Source organism: Pseudomonas sp. NBB, assembly GCF_032701105.1.
GTDB classification, from domain to species: Bacteria; Pseudomonadota; Gammaproteobacteria; order Pseudomonadales; family Pseudomonadaceae; genus Aquipseudomonas; species Aquipseudomonas asiatica.
In genome coordinates this window covers 4545849-4571486 of the sequence record NZ_CP103994.1, presented here as the reverse complement: position 1 = coordinate 4571486, position 25638 = coordinate 4545849, and the positions used below count along the sequence as shown (strand labels likewise).

20 protein-coding genes and 1 pseudogene are annotated in these 25638 nt (G+C 62.6%); 11 read left to right on the top strand and 10 right to left on the bottom strand.

Annotated elements, in window-relative coordinates:
- Positions 1-40 precede the first annotated feature (40 nt).
- Together istB and istA are read right to left on the bottom strand one after the other, a co-directional pair.
- The gene (gene istB / locus NY023_RS21190) at positions 41-841 is read right to left on the bottom strand and encodes an IS21-like element helper ATPase IstB (RefSeq protein ID WP_013970780.1); all 801 of its coding nucleotides are present in this window, start codon (positions 839-841) and stop codon (positions 41-43) included.
- Positions 834-2333, bottom strand: coding sequence for an IS21 family transposase (istA, locus tag NY023_RS21185; RefSeq protein ID WP_169725187.1), 1500 nt, complete (start codon positions 2331-2333; stop codon positions 834-836). The genes istB and istA overlap by 8 nt, the downstream gene beginning before the upstream one ends.
- A gap of 115 nt (positions 2334-2448) precedes the next feature.
- Between istA and NY023_RS21180 the strand changes: the two are divergent.
- Positions 2449-4248: pseudogene (locus NY023_RS21180) on the top strand (UvrB domain 3-containing protein); the annotation flags it as partial.
- A 460-nt stretch (positions 4249-4708) separates the two neighbouring features.
- On the opposite strand, the gene NY023_RS21175 reads toward NY023_RS21180, so the two are convergent.
- Complete coding sequence (locus NY023_RS21175; RefSeq protein WP_024087598.1) at positions 4709-5959, bottom strand: ribonucleotide-diphosphate reductase subunit beta; 1251 nt, start codon at positions 5957-5959, stop codon at positions 4709-4711.
- Between the two features lie 246 nt (positions 5960-6205).
- Positions 6206-9085 (bottom strand): ribonucleoside-diphosphate reductase subunit alpha, encoded by a 2880-nt coding sequence (locus tag NY023_RS21170; RefSeq protein ID WP_013973842.1) that lies wholly within the window; start codon positions 9083-9085, stop codon positions 6206-6208.
- A gap of 829 nt (positions 9086-9914) precedes the next feature.
- Between NY023_RS21170 and NY023_RS21165 the strand changes: the two genes are divergently transcribed.
- Together NY023_RS21165 and NY023_RS21160 are read left to right on the top strand one after the other, a co-directional pair.
- On the top strand, positions 9915-10613 hold the full coding sequence (locus tag NY023_RS21165; protein WP_013973841.1) for a response regulator transcription factor: 699 nt from the start codon (positions 9915-9917) through the stop codon (positions 10611-10613).
- Entirely contained in the window at positions 10610-12217 is a 1608-nt protein-coding gene (locus NY023_RS21160) for an ATP-binding protein (RefSeq protein ID WP_013973840.1), read from the top strand. The genes NY023_RS21165 and NY023_RS21160 overlap by 4 nt, the downstream gene beginning before the upstream one ends.
- A 2-nt stretch (positions 12218-12219) precedes the next feature.
- Here the strand turns inward: NY023_RS21160 and NY023_RS21155 are convergent, their stop codons facing one another.
- Positions 12220-12921, bottom strand: coding sequence for a 4'-phosphopantetheinyl transferase (locus tag NY023_RS21155; RefSeq protein ID WP_038409800.1), 702 nt, complete (start codon positions 12919-12921; stop codon positions 12220-12222).
- A 188-nt stretch (positions 12922-13109) separates the two neighbouring features.
- Positions 13110-13901 (bottom strand): dienelactone hydrolase family protein, encoded by a 792-nt coding sequence (locus tag NY023_RS21150; protein ID WP_031324533.1) that lies wholly within the window; start codon positions 13899-13901, stop codon positions 13110-13112.
- Positions 13902-14030: 129 nt separating this feature from the next.
- On the opposite strand from NY023_RS21150, the gene NY023_RS21145 reads away from it, so the two are divergent.
- The 4 genes from NY023_RS21145 (at position 14031) to NY023_RS21130 (ending at position 18540) form a co-directional block, all read left to right on the top strand.
- Positions 14031-14636: an outer membrane beta-barrel protein gene (locus tag NY023_RS21145; RefSeq protein WP_013973837.1), complete on the top strand. Its 606-nt coding sequence runs from the start codon at positions 14031-14033 to the stop codon at positions 14634-14636.
- Positions 14637-14786: 150 nt separating this feature from the next.
- Entirely contained in the window at positions 14787-15464 is a 678-nt protein-coding gene (locus tag NY023_RS21140; protein WP_004375868.1) for a response regulator, read from the top strand.
- Entirely contained in the window at positions 15461-16807 is a 1347-nt protein-coding gene (locus NY023_RS21135) for an ATP-binding protein (RefSeq protein WP_013973835.1), read from the top strand. The genes NY023_RS21140 and NY023_RS21135 overlap by 4 nt, the downstream gene beginning before the upstream one ends.
- 410 nt (positions 16808-17217) lie before the next feature.
- Entirely contained in the window at positions 17218-18540 is a 1323-nt protein-coding gene (locus NY023_RS21130; RefSeq protein WP_013973834.1) for a dicarboxylate/amino acid:cation symporter, read from the top strand.
- A gap of 204 nt (positions 18541-18744) precedes the next feature.
- Here the strand turns inward: NY023_RS21130 and tsaA are convergent, their stop codons facing one another.
- The 4 genes from tsaA to NY023_RS21110 all read right to left on the bottom strand — a co-directional run bounded on the left by tsaA (position 18745) and on the right by NY023_RS21110 (position 21194).
- Positions 18745-19437 (bottom strand): tRNA (N6-threonylcarbamoyladenosine(37)-N6)-methyltransferase TrmO, encoded by a 693-nt coding sequence (gene tsaA / locus NY023_RS21125; protein WP_013973833.1) that lies wholly within the window; start codon positions 19435-19437, stop codon positions 18745-18747.
- Between the two features lie 6 nt (positions 19438-19443).
- Positions 19444-19905, bottom strand: a complete 462-nt coding sequence (locus NY023_RS21120) for a DUF1456 family protein (protein ID WP_013973832.1) — start codon at positions 19903-19905, stop codon at positions 19444-19446.
- Positions 19906-19953: 48 nt separating this feature from the next.
- Positions 19954-20664 carry an rRNA pseudouridine synthase gene (locus tag NY023_RS21115; protein WP_013973831.1) on the bottom strand — a complete coding sequence of 237 codons (711 nt, stop codon included), beginning with the start codon at positions 20662-20664 and terminating at the stop codon, positions 19954-19956.
- A gap of 77 nt (positions 20665-20741) precedes the next feature.
- Positions 20742-21194, bottom strand: coding sequence for a GNAT family N-acetyltransferase (locus NY023_RS21110; protein WP_013973830.1), 453 nt, complete (start codon positions 21192-21194; stop codon positions 20742-20744).
- Positions 21195-21394: 200 nt separating this feature from the next.
- On the opposite strand from NY023_RS21110, the gene NY023_RS21105 reads away from it, so the two are divergent.
- The 4 genes from NY023_RS21105 to NY023_RS21090 all read left to right on the top strand — a co-directional run bounded on the left by NY023_RS21105 (position 21395) and on the right by NY023_RS21090 (position 25623).
- A complete protein-coding gene (locus NY023_RS21105; protein ID WP_230397056.1) occupies positions 21395-22087 on the top strand; it encodes a hypothetical protein in 693 nt (230 codons plus the stop codon).
- A 197-nt stretch (positions 22088-22284) separates the two neighbouring features.
- Complete coding sequence (locus NY023_RS21100; RefSeq protein ID WP_023663572.1) at positions 22285-23130, top strand: DUF6502 family protein; 846 nt, start codon at positions 22285-22287, stop codon at positions 23128-23130.
- Complete coding sequence (locus NY023_RS21095; RefSeq protein WP_041505644.1) at positions 23127-24818, top strand: DUF5666 domain-containing protein; 1692 nt, start codon at positions 23127-23129, stop codon at positions 24816-24818. Before NY023_RS21100 ends, NY023_RS21095 begins: the two co-directional genes overlap by 4 nt.
- A 55-nt stretch (positions 24819-24873) precedes the next feature.
- Positions 24874-25623 carry a hypothetical protein gene (locus tag NY023_RS21090; protein ID WP_024087593.1) on the top strand — a complete coding sequence of 250 codons (750 nt, stop codon included), beginning with the start codon at positions 24874-24876 and terminating at the stop codon, positions 25621-25623.
- Positions 25624-25638 lie beyond the last annotated feature (15 nt).

Here is a 25638-nt window from a genome sequence, read left to right as displayed (position 1 = left end):
AAGTGCTGACCCTGCACTCAGCAAGGCCAGCCCAAAGAGGTCAAAACGGGTCGTCCTCCGATTCCTCGACATCCTGCCGTCTGCGCTCCCTCGCCTGGATCTTGGTCTTGGCCACCAAGGTGCTGTTTTGCAGGCGGTATGATTCATTCCCCGTCTCGACGATGTGGCAGTGGTGTGTCAATCGGTCGAGCAAGGCCGTGGTCATCTTGGCGTCGCCAAATACGCTCGACCACTCGGCGAAGCTGAGGTTGGTGGTGATGATCACGCTGGTGTGCTCGTAAAGCTTCGAAAGCAGGTGGAACAGCAGGGCTCCGCCGCTCTGACTGAAAGGTAGGTAGCCAAGCTCATCAAGGATTACCAGATCTGCACGCAGTAGTCCTCGGGCGATACGCCCTGTCTTGCCCTCATGTTTTTCACGCTCCAGCAGGTTGACCAGATCGACTGTGGAGTGAAAACGCACACGCTTGTTATGTTGGGTGATGCCGGCCACTGCCAAGGCAGTAGCGAGGTGCGTTTTACCGGTGCCAGGGCCACCGATGAACACCACATTTTGCGCTGTGTCGGTGAAGGCCAGAGTGGACAGTTCCCTGATCAATCGGACATCGGCGCTGGATACACCGAAGTCGAAGCCAGCCAGGTCACGGTGCATGGGCAGTTTCGCCATGCTCATCTGATGATGCACCGAGCGTACTGCTCGGTCGGCGTGCTCTTGATCAAGGAGATGCTCGATCAGCCATTTCGATGACGCAGTGGAAGATTCGCCTTGTGCGGCCAGCTCTGCCCAGGCATCGGCCATGCCGTGCAGGCGTAAGTCTTTGAGTTCCTCTGTGAGATCACGCATTGCGCACCTCCTCATCCGTGCTGCGCAACCGGTCATAGCGTGCGGTATTGGCAACAGGGGTAACGTTCAGTTGCAGGTTGGTTTCGACCGAGGGTGGTGCTTCACGAGCGGTCAGACGGGCCACGATGTTGAGGATGTGGTCAGCGCTCAGGCTGCCAGACTCCAAAACCAGCTCAACCGCTACGAGAACAGCATCCAGGCCAGCGATGGGCACGGCGGCCAAGACCTGGGTCATAACCCGGTCACCCTGTAGATTCCGCAGCAGCCCGCGCCTGAGCAGGCGTAGTGGCTTAGGCAGATCGGCAAACGGGGCACCATTGCGTAGGGCCCCCGGTTTGCGTTCAATGAGGGGGATGTAGTGTTGCCAGTCGTAGCTGACCTGATCGCGATCAAACAGGCGCTCATGGCTAGCAATCACACCCTCATCGGCAATCACGACGATTCGCGAGGGATAGAGCCGACTGCTGACCCACTGGCCAACACGCTCACAGGGTACTGAATAGCGGTTGCGAGCCACGTTGATCAGACAGGTGCTGGAAACGCGAACCGTGCGTTCTACATATCCGTCGAAAGGCGTCGGCATCGGCATCATTTCGACGCGCTCCAATTCCAAGACTTCTGCGACGGTAAGGCCGTTGTACTGCGGATGAATCAGCTCATGCCAGAGAGCCCGGCAGCGCTGGGCAAGCCAGGCATTCAACTCTTCGAAGCTATGGAAAGTATTGTCGCGGGCGGACAGCCAGATGCGGCGCCGACTGTCTTGGACATTCTTTTCGACGATACCTTTTTCCCAGCCGGACGCTACGTTGCAGAAGTCCGGGTCGAACAGGTAGTGCGAGCACATCACCATGAAGCGAGCATTGACCGTGCGGCCTTTACCCTTGGAGACCTTGTCGACCGCAGTTTTCATGTTGTCGTAGATGCCGCGACGCGGCACGCCACCTAAGGCGGCGAATGAGCGGGTATGGGCATCGAACAGCATTTCATGCCCTTGGCTGGGATAGGCCACTAGCCAGAAAGCTCGGCTGGCACATAGCTTCATGTGCGCGACCTGGACGCGCCTGAAAACACCGCCAACCAGCAGGCCTTCCTCGCTCCAATCGAACTGGAAGGCCTCGCCCAAGGCGAATGCCAACGGCACAAATGCCCGTACCGCCTTGCCTTGCTCTCCGCGCCAATGACGAACGAAGGCAGTGAGCTGGCTGTAGCCGCCGTCATAGCCTTCAGCGCGGATCATGGCCAGCAGCGCCTTGGCACTGCGACGATGTTGCTTGGCCCTTAAGGCATCAGCCCGCAGCGCTTGCTCCAACATCTCGTGAAAGGGACTGAGCTTGTTGAACACGGCTCGACGCTGATAAACCGGCTGTTTGGACTCCGGCGCTCTGACCCATTTTCGGATGGTGTTGCGCGACAGTCCGGTGCGCTTGGCTATCTCATGCAACGACAGCTTGTCGCGGAAATACATCCGCCGAATTTTGCCCATCATTTCCATGCTGATCACCCTGTGTTCTCCTGCTCAAAAATTGAGCAGGTGCAGTGGAACACCTGGGTCAGTTTTCAGTCAGCACAACGGGCGAAACTGGGTCAGTTTTCGGTCAGCGGCAACACCGTTCATCCTCGATGAGTTGGGCGATCTCTCCGGCAAGAGCTTCGCACTGTTGATCGACGAGGCGCATTCCAGCCAAGGCGGCAAGACCACAGCACGGATGCACGAAGCCCTTGGCGGCAAGGTGGCCGAGGAGGAGTTCGAGGAGGACAGTACGCAGGACGCGGTAAACACGGAAATCGAGAAGCGAATCGCCTCGCGCAAGCTGCTGGTCAACGCCAGCTACTTCGCCTTCACTGCCACGCCCAAGAGCAAGACGCTGGAGTTGTTTGGCGAGAAGACCCTCGTTGGCGACAAGGTACAGTTCCGCTCGCCCGAAGAACTGACCTACACCACCAAGCAGGCCATCCAAGAGGGGTTCATCCTCAATGTGGTGGAGAACTACACCACCTACGACAGCTTTTACCAAGTGGCCAAGACGGTGGCGGACGATCCGGAATTCGACAAGGTGAAGGCGCTGAAGAAGATCCGCCACTACGTCGAGTCGCACGACAAGGCTATCAGCCGCAAGGCCGAGATCATGGTCGATCACTTCATCACACAGGTCGCGGGCAAGCAGAAGATCGGCGGTAAGGCGCGGGCGATGATCGTGTGCAACGGCATCGCGCGAGCCATCGACTACTGGCGCGAGGTGTCGGACTACCTCACGCAGATCAAGAGTCCGTACAAGGCCATCGTGGCGTACTCGGGTGACTTCGAAATTGGCGGCCAGAAGAAGACCGAGGCTGATCTCAACGGGTTTCCGAGCAAGGATATTCCGGCCAATCTCAAGCAAGACCCATATCGCTTCCTGATCGTAGCCAACAAGTTCGTTACCGGCTTCGATGAGCCATTGTTGCACACGATGTACGTGGACAAGCCGCTGGCGGGCGTGCTGGCAGTCCAGACGCTTTCACGCCTGAACCGGGCCCATCCGCAGAAGCACGACACTTTCGTGCTCGACTTTGCCGACAACGCCGAGGCGGTGAAGGCGGCGTTTCAGGGCTACTACCGCGCCATCATCCAGAACGGCGAAACCGATGCCAACAAGCTGCACGACCTAAAGGCCGAACTCGACGAGCAGCAGGTGTATAGCTGGCAGCAGGTGGTAGATTTGGTGGCGTTGTACTTGAGCGGCGCAGACCGGGACAAACTCGACCCCATCCTCGATGCTTGCGTGGTCGAATACACGGACAAGCTCGGCGAGGACGATCAGGTTAAGTTCAAGGGTAAAGCTAAGGCCTTCGTGCGCAGTTACGGCTTTCTTGCGGCGATCCTGAGCTACGGCCACCCGACGTGGGAGAAACTGTCGATCTTCTTGAACTTCCTCATCCCCAAGTTGCCCGCTCCCAAAGAGGAAGACCTCTCCAAGGGGGTGCTGGAGACCATCGACATGGACAGCTACAGGGTGGAGGCCAAAGCGGCGCTGAAGATGGCGATGGCCGATGCCGACGCCACGGTCGATCCAGTACCGCCTAGCGGCGGTGGCGGCAAGGGCGAGGCAGACATCGACAAGCTCTCCGCGATCATTAAGACCTTCAACGACCTATTCGGCAACATCGAGTGGAAGGACGAGGATAAGATCCGCAAGGTTATCGCGGAGGAAATCCCGGCGCGGGTGGCGCAGGATAAGGCCTACCAGAACGCGCAGGCGAACTCCGACAAGCAAAACGCCAAGCTGGAGCATGACAAGGCTCTCAACCGCGTGGTGCTGGAGCTGCTGTCCGACCACACCGAGCTGTTCAAGCAGTTCAGCGACAACCCTAACTTCAAACGTTGGCTGACAGATATGGTTTTCAACGCTACATATCAGACTCCACCTAAAGTCACTTCACAACCCTCTGTTGGTTTGTAACCGTCTTACAGGAAAGCAAAAAGGCCCGAAAAAATTCTCGGGCCTTTTTTCTATTACAACACCGTCAAGTCACTTAACCCTGGTTCAACCACTCAACTTCGGCCGAAAGGGCAAATAACTTTGTCCTCCTACATCTACGCGGTAGGCTGCCAAGCTATTGGGGCTCCGTTTGTTCGATGAGCACACGGGAGGGCATCATTGACTCGCCCATCAGGCGAGGGGAAGACTTCCAAAGCTACCCGTGCGAACGCTCACTTTCCCACCAGGGCTAGAAAAAAAGGCTGCCAATTGGCAACCCTTTTTTGCAAAAGCTCTTTCGCGCTTCGCGAGAGCGAAGAGGGCTGCCTAAGGGCAGTCCTCTTCAGTGTATCCATTTCACGTTTAGTGAGAAGGTTACGCGGATTAGCGATTATGAGCGCTCGGATTATCAATCCCAGCTCAACGCCCCACCAGTCTGATACTCGATCACACGGGTCTCGAAGAAGTTCTTCTCTTTCTTCAAGTCCATGATCTCGCTCATCCACGGGAACGGGTTGGTAGTCCCTGGGTACTCTTCCTTCAGACCAATCTGGGTCAGGCGACGGTTGGCGATGAACTTGAGGTAGTCTTCCATCATCGCTGCGTTCATGCCCAGCACGCCGCGTGGCATGGTGTCACGGGCGTATTCGATCTCCAGCTGGGTCCCTTGCAGGATCATCTGGGTCGCTTCTTCCTTCATCGCCGCGTCCCACAGGTGCGGGTTCTCGATCTTGATCTGGTTGATCACGTCGATACCGAAGTTCAGGTGCATCGACTCGTCACGCAGGATGTACTGGAACTGCTCGGCCACGCCGGTCATCTTGTTGCGGCGGCCCATGGACAGGATCTGGGTGAAGCCGCAGTAGAAGAAGATGCCTTCCAGTACGCAGTAGTAGGCGATCAGGTTGCGCAGCAGCTCTTTGTCGGTTTCGACGGTGCCGGTGTTGAATTCCGGATCGGAGATGGCGCGGGTGTACTTCAGGCCCCAGGCGGCTTTCTTCGCTACCGACGGGATCTCGTGGTACATGTTGAAGATCTCGCCTTCATCCATGCCCAGCGACTCGATGCAGTACTGGTAGGCGTGGGTGTGGATCGCCTCTTCGAAGGCCTGGCGCAGGATGTACTGGCGGCACTCCGGGTTGGTGATCAGGCGGTACACGGCCAGGGCCAGGTTGTTGGCTACCAGCGAGTCGGCAGTGGAGAAGAAGCCGAGGTTGCGCATGACGATGCGACGCTCGTCTTCGGTCAGGCCGTCCATGCTCTTCCACAGGGCGATGTCGGCGGTCATGTTGACCTCTTGCGGCATCCAGTGGTTGGCGCAGCCGTCCAGGTACTTCTGCCAGGCCCAATCGTACTTGAACGGTACCAGCTGGTTGAGGTCGGCGCGGCAGTTGATCATGCGCTTTTCGTCAACACGCACGCGGGCGCCGGAGCCTTCCAGCTCGGCCAGGCCTTCGGCGATGTCGAGGTCGTTCAGGGCAGCCTTGGCGCGCTTGACGGCGTCGGAGTCGTCGGCGGTGGCGGCACGGGCTTCCAGGGCGGCGGCACCACCGGCGCTGTCGAGCTTGTCGAGGGTGGCGGCAGCAGCGGCCTGCGCAGGGGTGTTGCCTTTGGCGGCTACTTCGCCGTCTTCTTTATCGAATTCGTCCCAACTCAGCATGGTGAGATTCTCCTGCTTGAGGGCCATCTATCAAGTATGGCCGGTGGATCTTGGTTGCGGTGCGGTGCACGCAAATCTGAGGTGCCCGAAAAGGGCTGGCCGCGGCTTTGCAGCCACGGCTTGTTGTGTCTGGCTGTGGAGAGGCGGCGGGAGTGCCGGCCTCATCGCGGGTGAACCCGCTCCCACAGGGTCCGCAGTGATGCGGAAAACGCATCGAGGCTTCCCGCAGGAAGCCTCGGCCTGGCCTTACTGGCAGGCTTCGCAGTCAGGCTCGTCGATCGCGCAGGCCTTCGGCACTGGCGCAGGGCCGGCTGCCTGGACCGGGGCGCTGTCGCCACCGCTGGAAACGGCGTTGAGCTTGCCGGTGTTGATGGTCGACTTCTCGGTGCTGGTCGCGGCCAGGGCACGGAGGTAGTAGGTGGTCTTCAGACCACGGTACCAGGCCATGCGGTAGGTCACGTCCAGCTTCTTGCCCGAGGCGCCGGCGATGTACAGGTTCAGCGACTGGGCCTGGTCGATCCACTTCTGGCGACGCGAGGCGGCATCGACGATCCACTTGGTCTCGACTTCGAACGCGGTGGCGTACAGGTCCTTCAGCTCTTGCGGGATACGCTCGATCTGCTGCACCGAACCGTCGTAGTACTTCAGGTCGTTGATCATCACCGAGTCCCACAGGCCACGGGCCTTCAGGTCGCGGACCAGGTACGGGTTGATCACGGTGAACTCGCCCGACAGGTTCGATTTCACGTACAGGTTCTGGTAGGTCGGCTCGATGGACTGCGACACGCCGGTGATGTTGGCGATGGTCGCGGTCGGCGCGATGGCCATGATGTTCGAGTTACGAATACCTTTCTTGACGCGCTCGCGCACCGGGGCCCAGTCCAGGGACTCTTCCAGGTTGACGTCGATGTACTTGGCGCCACGGGCCTCGATCAGGATCTGTTGCGAATCCAGCGGCAGGATGCCCTTGGACCACAGCGAACCCTGGAAGGTCTCGTACGCACCGCGCTCGTCGGCCAGGTCGCAGGACGCCTGGATGGCGTAGAAGCTGACCGCTTCCATCGACTTGTCGGCGAACTCGACGGCAGCATCGGAGCCGTACGGAATGTGCTGCAGGTACAGCGCATCCTGGAAGCCCATGATGCCCAGGCCGACCGGGCGGTGCTTGAAGTTCGAGTTACGCGCTTGCGGCACCGAGTAGTAGTTGATGTCGATCACGTTGTCGAGCATGCGCACGGCGGTGTTCACGGTGCGTTGCAGCTTGGCGGTATCCAGCTTGCCGTCGACGATGTGGTTCGGCAGGTTGATCGAGCCCAGGTTGCAGACCGCGATCTCGTCCTTGTTGGTGTTCAGGGTGATCTCGGTGCACAGGTTCGAGCTGTGGACCACGCCCACGTGCTGCTGCGGCGAACGCAGGTTGCACGGGTCCTTGAAGGTCAGCCACGGGTGGCCGGTCTCGAACAGCATCGACAGCATCTTGCGCCACAGGTCTTTGGCCTGGATGGTCTTGAACACCTTGATCTTGTTGTACTCGGTCAGGGCTTCGTAGTACTCGTAGCGCTCTTCGAAGGCCTTGCCGGTCAGGTCGTGCAGGTCTGGTACTTCCGAAGGCGAGAACAGGGTCCACTTGCCGTCATCGAAGACACGCTTCATGAACAGGTCAGGGATCCAGTTGGCGGTGTTCATGTCGTGGGTACGACGACGGTCATCACCGGTGTTCTTGCGCAGCTCGATGAATTCTTCGATGTCCAGGTGCCAGGTTTCCAGGTAGGCACACACGGCGCCCTTGCGCTTGCCACCCTGGTTGACGGCAACGGCGGTGTCGTTGACCACTTTCAGGAACGGAACCACGCCCTGGGATTTGCCGTTGGTGCCCTTGATGTAGGAGCCCAGTGCACGCACAGGGGTCCAGTCGTTGCCCAGGCCACCGGCGAATTTCGACAGCATGGCGTTGTCGTGGATCGCGTGGTAGATGCCCGACAGGTCGTCCGGCACGGTGGTCAGGTAGCAGCTGGACAGCTGTGGGCGCAGGGTGCCGGCGTTGAACAGGGTCGGGGTCGAGGCCATGTAGTCGAAGGACGACAACAGGTTGTAGAACTCGATGGCACGGGCTTCTTTGTCTTTCTCTTCCAGCGCCAGGCCCATGGCCACACGCATGAAGAACACCTGTGGCAGCTCGAAGCGCACGCCATCCTTGTGGATGAAGTAGCGGTCGTACAGGGTCTGCAGGCCCAGGTAGGTGAATTGCTGGTCACGCTCGTGGTCGATGGCCTTGCCCAGGCGCTCCAGGTCGTAGCCTTTCAGGGCCGGGTCCAGCAGCTCGAACTCGACGCCTTTCTCGACATAGGCCGGCAGGGCCTTGGCGTACAGGTCGGCCATTTCGTGGTGGGTGGCGCTCTCGGCCACGTTCAGGAAGCCCAGGCCTTCGGCACGCAGGGTGTCCATCAGCAGGCGGGCGGTCACGAACGAGTAGTTCGGCTCGCGCTCCACCAGGGTACGGGCGGTCATCACCAGGGCAGTGTTGACGTCCTTGATGGCCACGCCGTCGTACAGGTTCTTCAGGGTATCGCGCTGGATCAGGTCGCCATCGACTTCGGCCAGGCCTTCGCAGGCTTCGCTGATGATGGTGTTCAGGCGGGCCATGTCGAGCGGCGCCAGGCTGCCGTCGGCCAGGGTGATGCGAATGCTCGGGTGCGGCTCGACCACGGACTCGGTGTTGACGCGGGTGGCACGCTCCTTGGCGCGCTGCTCACGGTAGATCACGTAGTCACGGGCGACCTTCTGCTCGCCGGCGCGCATCAGGGCCAGTTCGACCTGGTCCTGGATTTCTTCGATGTGGATGGTGCCACCCGATGGCATGCGACGTTTGAACGTGGCGGTGACCTGCTCGGTCAGGCGCGCGACGGTGTCGTGGATGCGCGACGAAGCGGCGGCGGTGCCGCCTTCAACTGCGAGGAACGCCTTGGTGATGGCCACGGTGATCTTGTCGTCGGTGTAGGGGACGACAGTGCCGTTACGCTTGATCACGCGCAGTTGGCCGGGAGCGGTGGCGGCCAGATCCTGGTTGGAATCGGCGGCCTGCGGCACCTTGGCCTGCGGGTTCTCGCGAGTTGTGTCGGTTTGCATGGGTGGGTGTCTCCACAGTTTCTATATTGTTCAGGCGCCTTTTGGGCGCCCACCGTTCCGTCCACTTGCTCGATGGCCTGGCGGGGATGGGCAATGCATGCGCATCCGCCCGCGCGGGCGTACCAACTTCGGGACAGACTCAGGAATAAGGGGCAATGGCTCGCCGCTCCCTGGCCGAAGTCAAAGGTTCTGGGCCGGGCCCAAAAACTGTTGCTGATGGATGTCAGGCCTGGCCTGCAACACCCATACCCGAACAAGGCCCTGGAGGGGCTTGCCTCGGTCGCCCTCCGCAGGAGCGGTTTGGCTGCTGGAATCACTTGAAGTTCACCCGAAAAATCGCCTGATTTTGCGGGTTGACTTTTGTGTGTGATTTTGCACGAAACCCTATATCTAGTGGTTCGCTGCGATCGGGATACAAGATAATGCGGTATCGGGGGCTTTGCAAGGCGAGCGCCTGTGGATAACTTGTGCGTACTTTGTGAGTGAATGGTGGGTATTCGCTGTAGGCCTTGTGCCAAGTGGTTTGCAGTATTTTTCTGCGTCTTGCTGCCCCGGGGCAGAATTTTTCGGGCGCGAACCCTATCACAAAAAACGGTTCAGTCGAGGGGCTGCTGGCAGGTTGGCAGTACCGGATGGCAGCCGTAGTATTCCGAGGGGATGTTGCTTTTTGGTTAAAGGGTTATGTTGCCTGTGCTGGCCCTTTTGCGGGTGAACCCGCTCCCACAGGTACTGCACAGGGTTCGAAAGCGGTGCGGTCCTTGTGGGAGCGGGTTCACCCGCGAATAGGCCGGCACAGGCCATAGAAAAACAACAAACATAGGCACAAGCCATGGACCACCCCGCACCCCGCATTCTCATTGTCGAAGACGACCAGCGCCTGGCCGAGCTCACCGCCGAGTATCTGCAGGCCAACGGCTACGAAATCAGCGTCGAGGGCGATGGCGCTCGCGCCGCGCGGCGCATCGTCGACAGCCAGCCTGACCTGGTCATTCTCGACCTGATGCTGCCCGGCGAGGACGGTCTGAGCATCTGTCGTCGGGTGCGCAGCCAGTACCCCGGCCCGATCCTCATGCTGACCGCCCGCAGCGATGAACTCGACCAGGTCCAGGGCCTGGACCTTGGGGCCGATGACTATGTCTGCAAACCCGTACGCCCACGGCTCCTCCTGGCGCGTATCCAGGCACTGCTGCGCCGCAGCGAAGCACCGGACAGCAAGCGCCAGGACCTGGCCTTCGGCGCGCTGCGCATCGACAATCGCCTGCGCGAGGCGCGCCTGGGCGAACAGCTGATAGAGCTGACCGGCGCCGAATTCGACCTGCTCTGGCTGCTGGCCAGCAACGCCGGCCGGGTGCTGACGCGCGAGCAGATCTTCACCGCGCTACGTGGGGTCGGCTACGACGGGCAGGACCGCTCCATCGACATACGCATTTCCAAGATCCGCCCAAAGATCGGCGACGACCCGCTCCAGCCAAGGCTGATCAAGACCCTTCGCAGCAAGGGCTACCTGTTCGTCGGCGAGGCTTCATGAACAATTCGATCTTCCTGCGCATCTATGGCGGCATGCTGGCCGTGCTGGTGCTGGTAGCCCTGCTCGGTGTACTCAGCCTGCACCTGGTCAACGAAGTACGTGCCGCCCAGCACCGCGAAGGCCTGGCCCAGGGCACCTTCAGCCTGATGGCCGACAACCTGGCGCTGCAGAACGATACCGAGCGCAAGCGCTCGCTGCTGATCTGGGAGCGCCTGCTCGGCGTGCCACTGGCGCTGCAGCCCATGACCGCGCGCACACTCGATGGCGGCCAGCGGGCGCGCCTGTACCGCGGCCTGGTGGTGGTCGAGAAGACCGGCCCGCATGCGGCCCAGGTGTTGCGCAAGGTCGGCCAGGAAGACTTGATGCTGGTAGCGCAGATCAAACAGATCAGCGAGCAACTGGCGCGGGCCACCCTCTATCTGCTGGCCGACGAACTGGTGCGCTACCCGGTGACTGAACAGCAGCAGCGCCTGGCACAGATCAAGAAAGAAAAGGGCTTCGGCTTTGGCGTGGCCCTGCAGCGCATCGAGCGGGTGAGCCTGGACGATGACCAGCGGCGCCGGGTCGAGGAGGGCGATACGGTCATGGCCCTGGGCAAGGATGGCGACTCGATCCGTGTGTTCGCCGGGCTGGCGGGTTCGCCCTGGGTGCTGGAAATCGGCCCGCTGTACCAGCTCAACCCCTATCCGCCGCAGTTGCTGATCCTGATAACCTTTCTTGGTCTGTGCCTGATCGGCCTGGTGGTCTACCTGCTGGTACGCCAACTGGAGCGGCGCGTGTCGGGCCTGGAGATTGCCGCCACGCGCATCGCCCAAGGCAGCCTGGACACCCGCGTGCCCGCCGGCGGCGCCGACTCGGTGGGGCGTCTGGCTGCGGCCTTCAACGGCATGGCCGAGCACCTGCAGCGCTCGCTGACCATGCAGCGCGAACTGGTGCGGGCAGTTTCCCACGAGCTGCGCACGCCAGTGGCACGTCTGCGCTTTGGCCTGGAGATGATCGAAAGTGCCACCACCGAGCAGGCCCGGGCCAAGCACCTGGCGGGCATGGACGGCGATATCCAGGACCTCGACAAGTTGGTCGACGAGATGCTCACCTACGCCCGCCTGGAGCAGGGCGCACCGGCGCTGAAGTTCGAGCGGGTAGACCTGGATGCCTTGCTCGACCGGGTGATCGAAGAACTCGCGCCGTTGCGTGCCGAGGTAAGGGTGGTGCGCGGTGAGTGCCAGGGTGCCGATGGCGGAGGCGCCTGGGTCGAAGCCGAACCGCGCTACCTGCACCGGGCGCTGCAGAACCTGGTGGGCAACGCCATGCGCCACGCCGAGGCCGAGGTGCGCCTGAGCTACCAGTTGGGGCAGCAACGCTGCCGCATCGATGTGGAGGATGACGGCCCGGGGATCCCCGAGGGCGTCTGGGACCGTATCTTCACACCGTTCACCCGCCTCGACGACAGCCGTACCCGCGCTTCGGGCGGGCATGGCCTGGGCTTGTCGATCGTGCGGCGGATCATCTACTGGCACGCGGGCCGAGCCACAGTGGGGCGCAGCGCCGCGCTGGGTGGCGCCTGCTTCAGCCTGAACTGGCCACGGCAGCAGGCACCGCTGTGAGGTCAGACGCTGACCAGGCTGAGCAGATGGCCGTCCTGCAGGCAGAACTGGCCCTGCAGCTCGGCGCCATGCCGCCACTGCGGCGACAGGTTGGTGAGCAGGCGCAGGCGGGCCAGGCCGTCGGCGGACCAGTCCAGCACTTCGGCGTGCTCGAAGTAGAAGCGCTGGCGGGTCAGCGGGTAGAGCGTCTTGAACAGGCTTTCCTTCAGCGAGAAGGTCAGGGTGACGGCAAGGCCGAGCTGGCTGCGGTCGAGGCGTTCGAGCTCGGGCGGGGTGAGGATTTCGCCCATCAGCCGCTCGGCACGCTGGTCATCCAGTAACGCTTCCTGATCCAGGCCCAGGCCCCGGCAACTGGCCTCGGCAGCAACCACGGCGGCAGCCCAGCCTTTACCGTGGGTGATCGAGCCGTGGATGCCGGCGGGCCAGATGGGTGAGCGGTCCTCGTGGGTGCCGGGCACGTAGTCACGGCCGTCCAGGCGCTGCAGCGCGGCGCGGGCACATACCCGGCCGGCCAGGTACTCGGCCTGGCGCTTGGCCACCGAGCGCTGCAGGCTGGCGCCTGGCACGACGCCGGCGCGCTGAAAGTCGTCGGGTGCCAGATGGGCGGGGTCGAAGGCACAACTGACCAGCACCGCGCCGGGTAGGGGGTGGGGCAGGGGCCAGTGGTGCTGGAGCGGGGCGCAGCAGGCGGGGAGTGTGTTCATGGGGGTATTGTGCCAGCTGTACGGGCACTAAGGGAGCCAGCGTGGCAATGCATCCTTGTGGGAGCGGCCTTGCGTCGCGAAAGGGGCGCGCAGCGCCCCCGGCTATCTTGCAGAACGGCTGAGATCCTGGGGCCGCTTCGCGCCCCTTTCGCGACGCAAGGCCGCTCCCACATCGGCCCCGGCAATCCTTACTTGAACACCTTCTTGAAGAACGCCTGCATATCCGCCCAGGAGCTCTCGTCCGCCGCCTTGTTGTAGGCAATATCCGGCCCACCATGTTCGCCGTGCCCCATGCGGTCCGAATCCGGGTTGCTGAACCCGTGCTTGGCCCCGGGAATACTGACGAACTGGTAGTTGACCTTGGCTGCATCCATCTCCGCCTTGAACGCTTCCACCTGCTGCTCGGTCACCAGCGTGTCCGCCGCACCATGCTCCACCAGGATATCGGCCCGCACCACGCCCGGCCTGGCCGGTGTCTGCGTACCCAGCGGGGCGTGGAAGCTCACCACGCCATCGAGCTTTTCCCCTCGCCGCGCGGCATCCAGCGCCACCTTGCCGCCAAAGCAGTAACCCACTGCCCCCAACTGGTGCTTGTTGGTATTGGGCTGCAGCTTGAGCAGCTCCAGACCGGCATCGAAGCGCCGCTCCGCGGCCTTGGGGTCTTTCATCGCTGCTGTCATGAATGCCTTGGCGTCGGCAGGGTGCTCGGTTTGCTTGCCGTCGCCATACATATCGATGGCCAGGGCGTTGTAGCCCAGTGCTGCCAAGTCGCGGGCGCGGCGCTTGGCATAGTCGTTCAGCCCCCACCATTCATGCACCACGACAATGCCGGGGCGCTTGCCTTCGATGGCGTCGTCATAGGCGTAGTAGCCGACCAGGCGATTGCCGTCGGCGTCCTGGTAGGGGATCTCGCGGGTTTGTACCGCCGCTTGGGCGAGGGCGGCGCTGCACATCAGGGTCAAGGCCAGCAGGGCGCGCATGGTCACTACTCCTTGTTCTTCAAACGGTTCGTTCAGCCGGGGTTCAGCCAGGGTTCAGTCGCGGTTCAGGGTGCCCTGCTTACTCTAGCTTCCAGACCGAAACAGCGCACTCAACTGGAGTATCCAGCCATGAAAACCTTCAACACCCTGCTTGCCGCCATGGCCGTCTGCGCCGCTGGCATCACCACCGCACAGGCCGCTGACGACAACTTCGCCAGCCTGACCTACGGCCAGACCAGCGACAAGGTTCGCAAGTCCGGCCTGCTGCAGCGCAACACCGACCACCTCAACGCCGACGGCATCATTGGCAAGGACGACACCTGGGGCGTGCGAGTGGGCAAGATCAATGACCAGGGCCGCTACTACATGACTTACGACAATGTCTCGGGCGACCACAGCGGCCTGAAGCTGCGCCAGGAAAACCTGCTGGGCAGCTACGACCTGTTCCTGCCGGTGGGCGATACCACCAAGCTGTTCGGCGGCGGCAGCCTGGGCGTGACCAAGCTGACCCAGGACTCGCCGGGGGCCAGCCGGGATACCGACTACGGTTACGCCTATGGCCTGCAGGCCGGCGTGATCCAGGACATCACCGACAAGGCTTCTGTGGAACTGGGCTACCGTTACCTGCGTACCAATGCTGCTACCGAAGTGGGTGCGCACGGCGGGCCGAAGGACGGCACCCTGCGCCTGACCAGCAGCGCGCAGACCTACCTGGCTGCAAGCTACAAGTTCTGACGGGCGAGCCGGGTTATCCTGTACCGGCCTCTTCGCGGGTAAACCCGCTCCCACAGGGATCGCGCAGTTCTTCAAACCTGTGCAGTACCTGTGGGAGCGGGTTTACCCGCGAAAGGGCCGGTACAGGCAATACATATCAAGGAGCTGCACATGAAACTGCTGGTGGTCGAGGACGAAGCCCTGCTTCGCCATCACCTCTACACCCGCCTGGGCGAAGGCGGCCATGTGGTCGAGGCGGTCGCCGATGCCGAGGAGGCGCTGTACCAGGCCGGGCAATACCACTTCGACCTGGCCATCATCGACCTGGGCCTGCCCGGCATCAGCGGGCTGGAACTGATTACGCGCCTGCGCAGCCAGGACAAGACCTTCCCCATTCTCATCCTCACCGCCCGCGGCAACTGGCAGGACAAGGTCGAGGGCCTGGCCGCCGGTGCCGACGACTACCTGGTCAAGCCGTTCCAGTTCGAAGAGCTCGAGGCACGCCTGAACGCCCTGCTGCGCCGCTCCAGCGGCTTCACCCAGTCGACCATTGCCGCCGGCCCGCTGGTGCTCGACCTCAACCGCAAGCAGGCGACGCTGGACGAGCAGCCCCTGGCCCTGACCGCCTACGAATACCGCATCCTCGAATACCTCATGCGCCATCACCAGCAGGTGGTGGCCAAGGACCGCCTGATGGAGCAGCTGTACCCAGGTGACGAGGAACGCGACCCCAATGTCATCGAAGTGCTGGTCGGCCGCTTGCGGCGCAAGCTCGAGGGCGAGCACGGCTTCAAACCGATCGACACCGTGCGTGGCCTGGGCTACCTGTTCACCGAGCGCTGCCGATGATCCGTTCGCTGCGGGTGCGCCTGATGCTGGCGGCCGCGGTGCTGGCGCTGCTGTTCATGCTGGCGTTGCTGCCGGCCTTGCAGAAGGCCTTCAGCCTGGCCCTGCAGGAGTCGATCGAACAACGCCTGGCCTCGGATGTGACCACGCTGATTTCCGCAGCGCGTATCGAACACGGCCAACTGCAGATGCCGACGCTGCTGCCGGACGAGCGCTACAACCTGCCGTACACCGGCCTGCTCGGCTATATCTTCGACCGCGACGGCAAGCTGGTCTGGCAGTCGCGGGCAACCGCCGCGCAAAACATCAACTACCGCCCGCGCTACGACGGCCGCGGCAACGAATTCGCCCGCATTCACCAGGCCGACGGCGAAGAGTTCTTTGTGTACGACGTCGAGATCAAGCTGCTGGGTGGCCAGAGCGCCGCCTACAGCATCGTTGCCTTGCAACCTGTGCGCGAGTACCAGCACACCCTTGATGGCCTGCGCGAAAAGCTCTACCTGGGCTTTGGCGCGGCCTTGCTGGCGCTGCTGGTGCTGCTGTGGGCCGGTTTGACCTGGGGCTTGCGGTCGTTGCGCCGGCTCAGCCGCGAGCTGGACGATGTGGAGTCGGGAGTGCGGGATGGCCTGAGCGGCGAACACCCACGGGAGCTGCTGCGCCTGACCGGCTCGCTGAACCGCCTGTTGCGCAGCGAGCGCGAGCAGCGTCAGCGCTACCGTGATTCGCTCGATGACCTGGCGCACAGCCTGAAGACGCCGCTGGCGGTGTTGCAAGGGGTGGGCGAAAGCCTGCAGCAGCGTAGCGGCGAGCGCGAGCAGGCGCGCGTGCTGCAGAGCCAGATCGAGCGCATGAGCCAGCAGATCGACTACCAGTTGCAACGCGCCAGCCTGCGCAAGAGCGGCCTGGTACGTCACAGCGTGTTGCTGCGGCCGTTGCTCGAAAGCCTGTGCAGCACCTTGGCCAAGGTGTACCGGGACAAGCGGGTGGACGTGACCCTGCAACTGCCCGATGCGGCGCAGGTGCCGATGGAGCAGGGCGCGTTGCTGGAGCTGCTGGGCAACCTGCTGGAGAACGCCTACCGCCTGAGCCTGGGCCAGGTGCGCGTGAGCCTGGAGCAGGCGCCTGGGCGGTTGACCTTGTGCATCGAGGACGACGGGCCGGGGGTGCCGGCGCACCAGCGCGAGCGGATTCTGGAGCGTGGGGAGCGGCTGGACAGTCAGCACCCGGGGCAGGGGATCGGGCTGGCGGTGGTCAAGGATATCGTCGACAGCTATGACGCCGAGCTGAGCCTGGGGGATTCTCCTCTGGGGGGCGCGGCGTTCAGGATCACCTTCAACCTCGAGTGATTTGCTGGCTTGGCCGGCCTCTTCGCGGGTAAACCCGCTCCCACAGGGGGGCACTGCACTCGAGCCCTGTGCGGTTCCTGTGGGAGCGGGTTTACCCGCGAAGAGGCCGGCACAGGCAAACCACAATGGGCGGATTCCCGCCAATGCCCCTGTACAAATCCCGCCACCGGGCGGAAATCCGCCAGCCTTCCTCAGGCAATTCGCCCCGTCGTTGGGCGTTTATCCCTCGCAAATACGGCACTTGCACCCTTCGTGGGCATTTTGGCACCACCCTTGCTATTGATCCTCGCAGAGGCCTGCCCAGGCAGCTCGAACACAACGACAAATCCCTCCGGGTGCAGGAGGGTTAGCGATTCAGGTGCCCCATCGCCCTGGGAAGGGTGAACCGGCACACTTGAGGAAAATTAGCCATGACGACACGTCAGCCGCTGTACAAATCCCTGTATGTCCAGGTGTTGGTCGCCATCACCATCGGTATCCTGCTCGGCCACTACTATCCGGAGACGGGCGTCGCCCTCAAACCCTTGGGAGACGGCTTCGTCAAACTGATCAAGATGGTCATCGCCCCGATCATCTTCTGCACCGTGGTCAGCGGCATCGCCGGCATGCAGAGCATGAAGTCGGTCGGCAAGACCGGCGGCTACGCGCTGCTGTACTTCGAAATCGTCTCCACGGTCGCCCTGATCATCGGCCTCGTCGTTGTCAACGTGGTCAAGCCGGGCGCTGGCATGCACATCGATGTCAGCACCTTGAACGCCAGCAGCGTGGCTGCCTACGCCGCCGCCGGCGCGCAGCAGACCACTGTCGGCTTCCTGCTTAACGTCATCCCGAACACCGTGGTCGGCGCCTTCGCCAACGGCGACATCCTGCAAGTGCTGATGTTCTCCGTGCTGTTCGGCTTCGCCCTGCACCGCCTGGGCAGCTATGGCAAGCCGGTGTTGGACATGATCGACCGCTTCGCCCATGTCATGTTCAACATCATCAACATGATCATGAAACTGGCCCCGGTCGGTGCCTTCGGTGCAATGGCCTTCACCATCGGCCAGTACGGCGTTGGCTCGCTGGTGCAACTGGGCTACCTGATGGCCTGCTTCTACATCACCTGCCTGCTGTTCGTGCTGGTGGTGCTGGGCGGTATCTGCCGCGCCCACGGCTTCAGTGTCCTCAAGCTGATCCGCTACATCCGTGAAGAACTGCTGATCGTGCTGGGCACTTCGTCCTCGGAGTCGGCCCTGCCACGCATGCTGGCCAAGATGGAGCGCCTGGGTGCGAAGAAGTCGGTGGTTGGCCTGGTGATCCCGACCGGTTACTCGTTCAACCTCGATGGCACCTCGATCTACCTGACCATGGCTGCGGTGTTCATCGCCCAGGCCACTGACACCACCATGGACATCACTCACCAGATCACCTTGCTGCTGGTGCTGTTGGTGGCTTCCAAAGGTGCTGCCGGTGTTACCGGTTCGGGCTTCATCGTCCTGGCCGCCACCCTGTCGGCCGTTGGCCACCTGCCGGTTGCCGGCCTGGCGCTGATCCTCGGCATCGACCGCTTCATGTCCGAAGCCCGCGCGCTGACCAACCTGGTTGGCAACGCCGTTGCCACCGTGGTCGTGGCCAAGTGGGTGAAGGAAATGGACAACGACAAGCTGGCATCGGAGCTGGCCTCCGGTGGTGCGCCGCTGGTCGATACCCGTCCGACCGACGACCTGGGCGTGGCTGAAGGCCCGGCTCGCTGATCGCGGGATGGTGAAAAGAAAAAGGCGACCTCAGGGTCGCCTTTTTCATGTCTGTGCGGCGCACGGTTCCTTGTGGGAGCGGCCTTGTGTCGCGAAAGGGGCGCGCAGCGGCCCCGGGATATCAGCCATCCTGCAAGATTGCCGGGGCTGCTGCGCAGCCCTTTCGCGACACAAGGCCGCTCCCACAAGGCCTGCGCACAGCCTTCAGGCCAGCACCACCTCCAGCACCCGGATCACGTCCGGTTGCGGGTAGTGCCAGCGCACCTGCACATCCCAGAACTTCACCCCATACACCCGCTCGGCCGGCGGCACCTGGTAGGCCGGCCGTGGGTCCTGCGCCAGGCATTGCTCGATCAGCTCCACCAGCGGTTCACCCAGGCGCAGTGCATGTTCGCGGGCCTGGGGCAGGGCGTTGTCGCCCCACTGCACGGCGATCGCGGCAGGCGCTTGGCTGGCCATCTGGTTGTTGGCGCCAGCGATGCTATCGGCGTAAGGCACATACGGTTTGATATCCAGCACCGGCGTACCGTCGAGCAGGTCGATACCAGACAGCAGCAGGCGCCCTGGCTCCACGCCTTCCAGGCGCACCACCGACTGGCCGATACCATTGGGCCGGTGGGTGGCGCGGGTGGCGAACACACCCATGCTCTTGTTGCCACCCAGGCGTGGTGGCCGCACCTTCAGGCGGGGTTTGTCTTCCAGTGCCTGGTGGAACAGGAACAGCAGCCAGACATGGCTGACCTGTTCCAGCCCCTCGACCGCATCGCCCTGGTCGAACGGCGGCAGCAGCTCGAGCACGCCGCGTGCGGCGGGCGCCAGTTGCGGCTGGCGCGGGATGGCGAACTTCTCCTTGAAACAGGAGCGGATGATGCCGACCGGGGTAACCGAATGCTGCATGGCCAATCAGCCGCGCACGCGCAGGGTCAGGCCCTTGAGGAAGTTGCGCAGCAACTGGTCGCCGCACGGGCGGTAGTTGTCATGGCCGGCCTTGCGGAACAGTGCGCTGAGTTCGGGCTTGCTGACCGGGAAGTTGACCGACTTGAGGATCGCATGCAGGTCGTCTTCCTTGAGCTCGAAGGCCACCCGCAGCTTCTTGAGGATGAGGTTGTTGGTCACCGGCAGCTCGATCGGCTGCGGCGGGCGGCTGTCATCCTTGCCGCGGCGGTGGATCACCAGGCCGTCGAGAAAGTGCGCCATGACCCGTTCCGGGCAGCGCACGAAGCCTTCCTCGTCTTCCTTCTTCAGGTAGGTGGCCAGCACCAGGGGATGCACGTCGAGGCCGGATAGCCCGATGATTTCGGCCATCTTGGCGTCATTCACCTTGAGCATGTAGCGCAGGCTGCGCAGGACGTCGTTGTGGTTCATTGTTGCAGAATCCTGTTCAGGTGCCGCACCTGTGGCGCGGCGTATTGCTTAGAAACGTTCGGTAGTGGCCAGGTAGCGCCACTGGCCCAGGGGCAACTTGCCCATCGATACGCCACCCAGGCGAATGCGGCGCATGCCTACCAGCTCCAGGCGCAGGTAGGCGCACAGCTCGGCGATCTGCCCTGGCTGCGGGTTTTTCAGGGCCATGCGCAGGTGGGTTTCGTTCTGCCAGCTGGCCTTGGCTTTAGGCAGCTCGCGGTCATTGCGGGTGGCACCGCGCGCCAGGCGTTCCAGCGCCTGGGGCGTGGTCTCGCCGCGCACTTCAACGATGAATTCCTGTTCCAGGCGGCGCAGGTCGGCGTCGATCTTGCGGGTTACCCGCCAGTCCTGGGTGAATACCTGCAGGCCGCTGGCACCGCGCTCCAGCGGCGCCACGCAGGCCTGCCGGGCAAAATGCCCGTGCAGTGCGCGCACGCCTTCGCGGTGGGCTTCGCTGAGGTTGCTCATGTTCATGCTGGCGCGGGCGGTCTCGCTGTCCACGCTGGCCGGCTGGTTCAGCAGCAGGGTTACCGGTTCCAGCGTTTCGGCACGGGCACCCGGCAGCAGTTCGACGCGCTGCTGCTCGACCTTGAACTGCGGTTGCTCGACCACCACGCCATCGACCGTGACCCAGCCGCCCTCGATATACAGCTCGGCCTCGCGGCGGGAGCAGCCAAGCTGCTCGATAAGGCGTTTGGACAGGCGGACGGGTTCGGACATGAGGGCAATTCGCAAAGGCAGGGAAAGACCTGCATTGTACCTGCCCGCGCGGCAGAGGGGCTGGGAATCTGTGTCATTTACGCCGTTTTGCGCAGGCGCATGTGCAGCAGCGGGTAGGGTTGCCCCAGGCCGTCGGTTTCCGAACGGCCGATCACCTCGAAGCCCTCATGCAGGTAGAAGCCCAAGGCTTGCGGGTTCTGTTCATTGACGTCCAGGCGCTCGGCATTCAGTTCGTCGATCGCATAGTGCAGCAGGCGCTTGCCAACCCCTTTGCCACGGTACTCCGGTGCGACGAACAGCATGTCCATGCGCCCGTTGGCGACCCCGGCGAAGCCGCAGATGCGCTGGCGGTCCTTGCAGCAGATCAGCATCACTGCATCGAGGTAGCGACGCAGCACCTGGTCGCGCAGCAAGACGATGTAGCAATCCGGCAGGAAGTCGTGGGTGGCGCGTACAGAGTCCTCCCACACCTGTACCAGTTCGCCGTAGTCACTCAAGCGCGGGGTTTGCAGCGTCAGTACCGAATGCATGCCGGTGTTCCTCCATGACGATAAGGCAAACATAGCAGGCCAACCACCGGTCGGCTTCTCCGTGCGCTGCTTGAATCTCGGGGTTTGGCGGTCTATTAATTTTCTGTGGGAAAAATTCCCACATAATGAAAAGCAAGAACCTGACACAGGATTCCCGGCTTGATTTGGCGTTTCTCACGGCGACGACCTGGAGACGAAATATGCAAATCCATGTGCTGTTCAAAAAAGCGATATTGGCGGCTGCCGTTGCTGGCGTGCTGTCGACTTCCATCGTTCTGGTCCCTGACTCGATTTCCAATGGCTCCAGCGCCTACGCCAAGGATGGTGGTGGTGGAGGCGGTCACGGAGGTGGCGGCGGTGGCCATGGTGGGGGTGGTGGTGGCCATGGCGGCGGCGGTGGTCACGGTGGCGGCGGTGGAGGCCATGGTGGTGGCGGCGGTGGCCACGGTGGTGGCGGTGGAGGCCATGGCGGTGGCGGTGGCGGTGGTGGCCACGGTGGTGGCGGTGGTGGTCACGGCGGTGGTGGTGGCGGCCATGGCGGTGAGGGCGGCGGCCACGGCGCTGGTGGGGATGGAGATGGCCATGCCGGCAACAGTGGGCGCGGCCATGACGGCTCCTCGAACTCTGGGCGCAGCGGCAACCACGCTGAAGCGGGTGACGATCATGGCAATCACGTTGGCGGTGAGCCTGGGGACGATCACGGCAATCACGTTGGCGGTGAGCCCGGTGACGATCATGGCAATCACGTTGGCGGTGAGCCCGGGGACGATCATGGCAATCATGTTGGCGGTGAGCCTGGCGATGACCACGGCAATCACGTTGGTGGTGAACCTGGTGATGATCGTGGCGACCATCTGGGTGGCGAACCGGGTGATGACAACAGCAGGAGCTGACTGGCTCTGAACGGTCTCATGCAGCGCCCACGGGGCGGGCCTGTATGAGGCCAGGTTCGGATACACGGCAGCCCCACTCAACGCGAATGCAATGAGCGCCGACGACTATCCCTCATCTCGTCAGGGATATGGTCACAGTTGGTGTGGGATCTTTTCCCGCGTCGTATACTGGGTTCATCTGTCAAGGAATGCGCTCAATGCAATCGCCTACCATCCCCCCTTCGATGTTAAGCGCACTGCGGCGTGTCATGCGTCCTCTGGTGCGCCTGATGCTGCGCAAAGGGGTCACCTACACGATGTTCGCCGACCTGCTCAAGGAAGTGTTCGTCGATGTAGCGCATCGCGAGTTTCGCCTGGACGGTACAGTGCCGACCGACAGCCGCATCAGCCTGCTCACGGGCGTGCATCGCAAGGATGTCCGGCGTTTGCGTAGCGAGGGGGGGGCGTCGCTCGCCGCGCTGCCGGAAAACATTACATTAGGTGCACAGTTGGTCAATATGTGGACCACTGGCAAGCCGTTCTGCTCGGAGCCTGGCCAGGCGCTGCCGTTGCCGCGTCTGGCGAGCGTTGGCGGCGATCGTTCCTTCGATGCGCTGGTGGCGAAGATCAGCACCGACATCCGCGGGCGGGTGGTGCTGGATGAGTGGTTGCGCCTGGGTATCGTCCGGCTCGACGACCAGGACTGTGTCCACCTGGAAGCCCAGGCATTCGTGCCGCAGAAGGGCTTCGACGAAAAGGCCGCGTACTTTGGGCACAACCTGCATGACCATGCCTGCGCAGCAGTGCACAACCTGAGTGGGGACGGCCAGCCGTTCTTTGAACGCAGTGTGCACTACGACGCCTTGAGCTCGGCCAGCGTCGACCATTTGCGTGCAGCGGTGGACAAGGACGGTATGCAGATGCTGCTTGCCTTCAGCCGGCTTGCATCAGACCTGGAAGATGCCGATGTGCCCAGCGCCGAGCAACGTCACCGTATCACGGTAGGGCTTTATTTCTACACTGAAACTACCGACCCCGATTTGTCGAAGACACCCGACCCATGACTTCCCTCGCGCGCTGCCTCAGTGTGGTCACACTGGTCCTGGGTTTCGGGCTGAACCTGGTGGCGCCTGCCGAGGTGGCCGCAGCACCGGTATGTGTCAGCCGTGACGAAGTGGGTATGGCGGGGGCGGCGGGCTTGCAGTTTCCCGGCGGTATTGGTGGTACCGGGGCCAGGACGGGCGGTGTCGGTGGTACCGGTGTACGCAGCGAAAACGGCGGAGTGGGTGGCACCGGTGCGCCGCTGCCGCAGCGTCCCGGCGGCACGGGTGGGACCGGTGCGGTGGCCGACGGTGTGGACGGCACCTTCATCGATCACGGCGGGGCAGGCGGTACCGGCGCACCGATCCTGCGCCCGGGCGGTACCGGTGGCACGGGCATCGTCGGCACCATCACCGGGTTCGCCTCGATTTGCGTCAATGGCCTGGAAGTGCACTTTGGCAAGGACGTACCGGTGAGTGAAAACGGTGCGCCTGCCAGTAGCGCTCACCTGGCAATCGGCCAGGTTGTCGCGGTTGAGGCATTTGCCGGCAAACGCGGCCTGCAAGCAGGGCGCATCTCGATCCTCAACGTTTACGAAGGGCCGCTGACGGCACTGCCCAATGCATCGGCCCCCCTGCGGGTCATGGGCCAACCCGTGCGGCTTGCTGCAGGGGCGCGGGTGGCTGAAGGGTTGCGCCCGGGCGAGCCGGTCAGGGTCAGTGGCCTGCGCGATGCCAAGGGTGAAGTGGTAGCCAGCCGTATCGAGCGGGCGCCGGGGCTCAGGGAGGCCAGTGCCATCGGTGCGGTAGACCGTGCTGGCAGCCTCCAGGGGCTGAAGCTGGGAACCCGTGTGGCACCTGCGAGGGAAGTGCTGGTACGTGGGCAGTGGACCGGACGCCAGCTGGAAGTGGCGCAAACCCGCCCAGACCCGAGCCTGCCTTTTGCTGGCCGTGTGCAGACGGCGGTGATCGAGGGGCTGGTACAGCGCAGCCACGCTCAACAACTGGTGGTGGCAGGCATCAAGGTGACGCTGGGGCAGGGTACCGTGATCGTCGGCAAGCAGCCCGCGGCATTGGCGCTCGATCAACGTGTGCGGGTGAGCGGGGTGTTCAATGGCAAGCACGAGCTGCGGGCAACCCGCGTGGAGTTCGATGACGGCCGTGCCGACAACCCGGACAGAGGGCATTCGGGGCGTGGCAGCGGGCACGGCACCCGTGACGCTGAAGGTTCCAGCAATAGCGGGCATGGCGGACGCGATGCGACCAGTGATCGCATTGAAAGCAGTGATGACCACAGCGGGCACGGCGGTGTTGACGATTCCAGTGGTCGGGACGGTACTGAACGCGTGGACAAGTCCGGAAAGTCGGAACATGTCGACACCATGGAGCGACCCGAGAGCAGCAATAGCGGAAGCTCTGACCGGGTAGAGAAGGTCGAGCTCGAAAAGGTGGAAAAAATTGAAAAAGCAGAGAAGGTTGAAAAGGTAGAGAAGGTAGAAAAAGTAGAGAAGATCGAGAAAGCCGAGAAGATCGAAAAGCCTGAGAAAGTCGAGAAGGTCGAGAAGATCGAAAAGCCTGAGAAAGTCGAGAAGGTCGAGAAGGTCGAGAAGGTCGAGAAGGTCGAGAAAGTAGAGAAGGTCGAAAAGGTCGAAAGACCCGAGACAGTAGAGAAAGCCGAAAAAGTGGAGCATCCAGAGCGATCCGGGCATTAGGCAACTAGGCTGGGTAAGTGCGATCACCTTTCCCGTCCGGGATACCGAGGTGCAGATGAGACCCACGCTCCCTCTTTTCGCCTGCTTGCTGTCATGCGCCAGCGCGTCGGTCCTGGGCGATACCTTCAGCGCCGCCATAGGCATGGACTATTCAAGTGGCGACTATGGCACGGGTACAACCTCGGAAATCTGGTACGTCCCCGTGGTCGGTAAGTATGAAACCGGCCCAATGACCTACAAGGTCACTGTGCCCTGGCTGCGCATCACCAACCCTGAAGTGGGCCCGAATGGTGACCCCTTGCCCGGTGGCTGCCGGGATGTGGAAAGCGGGCTGGGAGACACGGTTGCCAGCGCCGGTTACGCCCTGCTCGACGGCAGTGACGGTGGCCTGATGCTGGACCTGATCGGCAAGGTCAAATTCCCCACTGCCGATGAAGACCAGTGCCTGGGCACCGGTGAATACGACTACACCGGCCAGGTCGATATCGCCAAGGCCTTTGGCCCGGTGACCGGTTTCGCGACCTTGGGCTGGAAGAAGTTCGGCGACCCGCCCGACAGTGATTTCGACGACCCGATATTTGCCAGTCTCGGCTTCGCCATGCCCGTGGCTGCAGGCACTTCGGCGGGTGCCTCCTACGACTGGCGGCAGAAAGTCGTCTCGACGGGCGCGCAGATCAAGGAACTTACCCTGTTCCTGACACACAAGCTCAACCAGCAGTGGAAAGTGCAACTCTATGCAGTCAAAGGCTTCTCGGATGCCAGCCCGGATGCAGAGGGCGGCCTGATGCTTTTTCACGCGTTCTGACGAAAAAGCCCCTGG

Excerpts from the sequence above, each read along its gene's own strand:
- NY023_RS21130 (WP_013973834.1), top strand. The coding sequence starts at position 17,218 with ATGACGACACGTCAGCCGCTGTACAAATCCCTGTATGTCCAGGTGTTG.
- NY023_RS21165 (WP_013973841.1), top strand. The coding sequence starts at position 9,915 with ATGGACCACCCCGCACCCCGCATTCTCATTGTCGAAGACGACCAGCGC.
- NY023_RS21105 (WP_230397056.1), top strand. The coding sequence starts at position 21,395 with ATGCAAATCCATGTGCTGTTCAAAAAAGCGATATTGGCGGCTGCCGTT.
- NY023_RS21100 (WP_023663572.1), top strand. The coding sequence starts at position 22,285 with ATGCAATCGCCTACCATCCCCCCTTCGATGTTAAGCGCACTGCGGCGT.
- istA (WP_169725187.1), bottom strand. The coding sequence starts at position 2,333 with ATGGAAATGATGGGCAAAATTCGGCGGATGTATTTCCGCGACAAGCTG.
- NY023_RS21175 (WP_024087598.1), bottom strand. The coding sequence starts at position 5,959 with ATGCTGAGTTGGGACGAATTCGATAAAGAAGACGGCGAAGTAGCCGCC.
- NY023_RS21140 (WP_004375868.1), top strand. The coding sequence starts at position 14,787 with ATGAAACTGCTGGTGGTCGAGGACGAAGCCCTGCTTCGCCATCACCTC.
- NY023_RS21115 (WP_013973831.1), bottom strand. The coding sequence starts at position 20,664 with ATGTCCGAACCCGTCCGCCTGTCCAAACGCCTTATCGAGCAGCTTGGC.
- NY023_RS21150 (WP_031324533.1), bottom strand. The coding sequence starts at position 13,901 with ATGCGCGCCCTGCTGGCCTTGACCCTGATGTGCAGCGCCGCCCTCGCC.
- NY023_RS21095 (WP_041505644.1), top strand. The coding sequence starts at position 23,127 with ATGACTTCCCTCGCGCGCTGCCTCAGTGTGGTCACACTGGTCCTGGGT.
- NY023_RS21145 (WP_013973837.1), top strand. The coding sequence starts at position 14,031 with ATGAAAACCTTCAACACCCTGCTTGCCGCCATGGCCGTCTGCGCCGCT.
- NY023_RS21120 (WP_013973832.1), bottom strand. The coding sequence starts at position 19,905 with ATGAACCACAACGACGTCCTGCGCAGCCTGCGCTACATGCTCAAGGTG.
- NY023_RS21170 (WP_013973842.1), bottom strand. The coding sequence starts at position 9,085 with ATGCAAACCGACACAACTCGCGAGAACCCGCAGGCCAAGGTGCCGCAG.
- NY023_RS21155 (WP_038409800.1), bottom strand. The coding sequence starts at position 12,921 with ATGAACACACTCCCCGCCTGCTGCGCCCCGCTCCAGCACCACTGGCCC.
- tsaA (WP_013973833.1), bottom strand. The coding sequence starts at position 19,437 with ATGCAGCATTCGGTTACCCCGGTCGGCATCATCCGCTCCTGTTTCAAG.
- NY023_RS21160 (WP_013973840.1), top strand. The coding sequence starts at position 10,610 with ATGAACAATTCGATCTTCCTGCGCATCTATGGCGGCATGCTGGCCGTG.
- NY023_RS21090 (WP_024087593.1), top strand. The coding sequence starts at position 24,874 with ATGAGACCCACGCTCCCTCTTTTCGCCTGCTTGCTGTCATGCGCCAGC.
- istB (WP_013970780.1), bottom strand. The coding sequence starts at position 841 with ATGCGTGATCTCACAGAGGAACTCAAAGACTTACGCCTGCACGGCATG.
- NY023_RS21110 (WP_013973830.1), bottom strand. The coding sequence starts at position 21,194 with ATGCATTCGGTACTGACGCTGCAAACCCCGCGCTTGAGTGACTACGGC.
- NY023_RS21135 (WP_013973835.1), top strand. The coding sequence starts at position 15,461 with ATGATCCGTTCGCTGCGGGTGCGCCTGATGCTGGCGGCCGCGGTGCTG.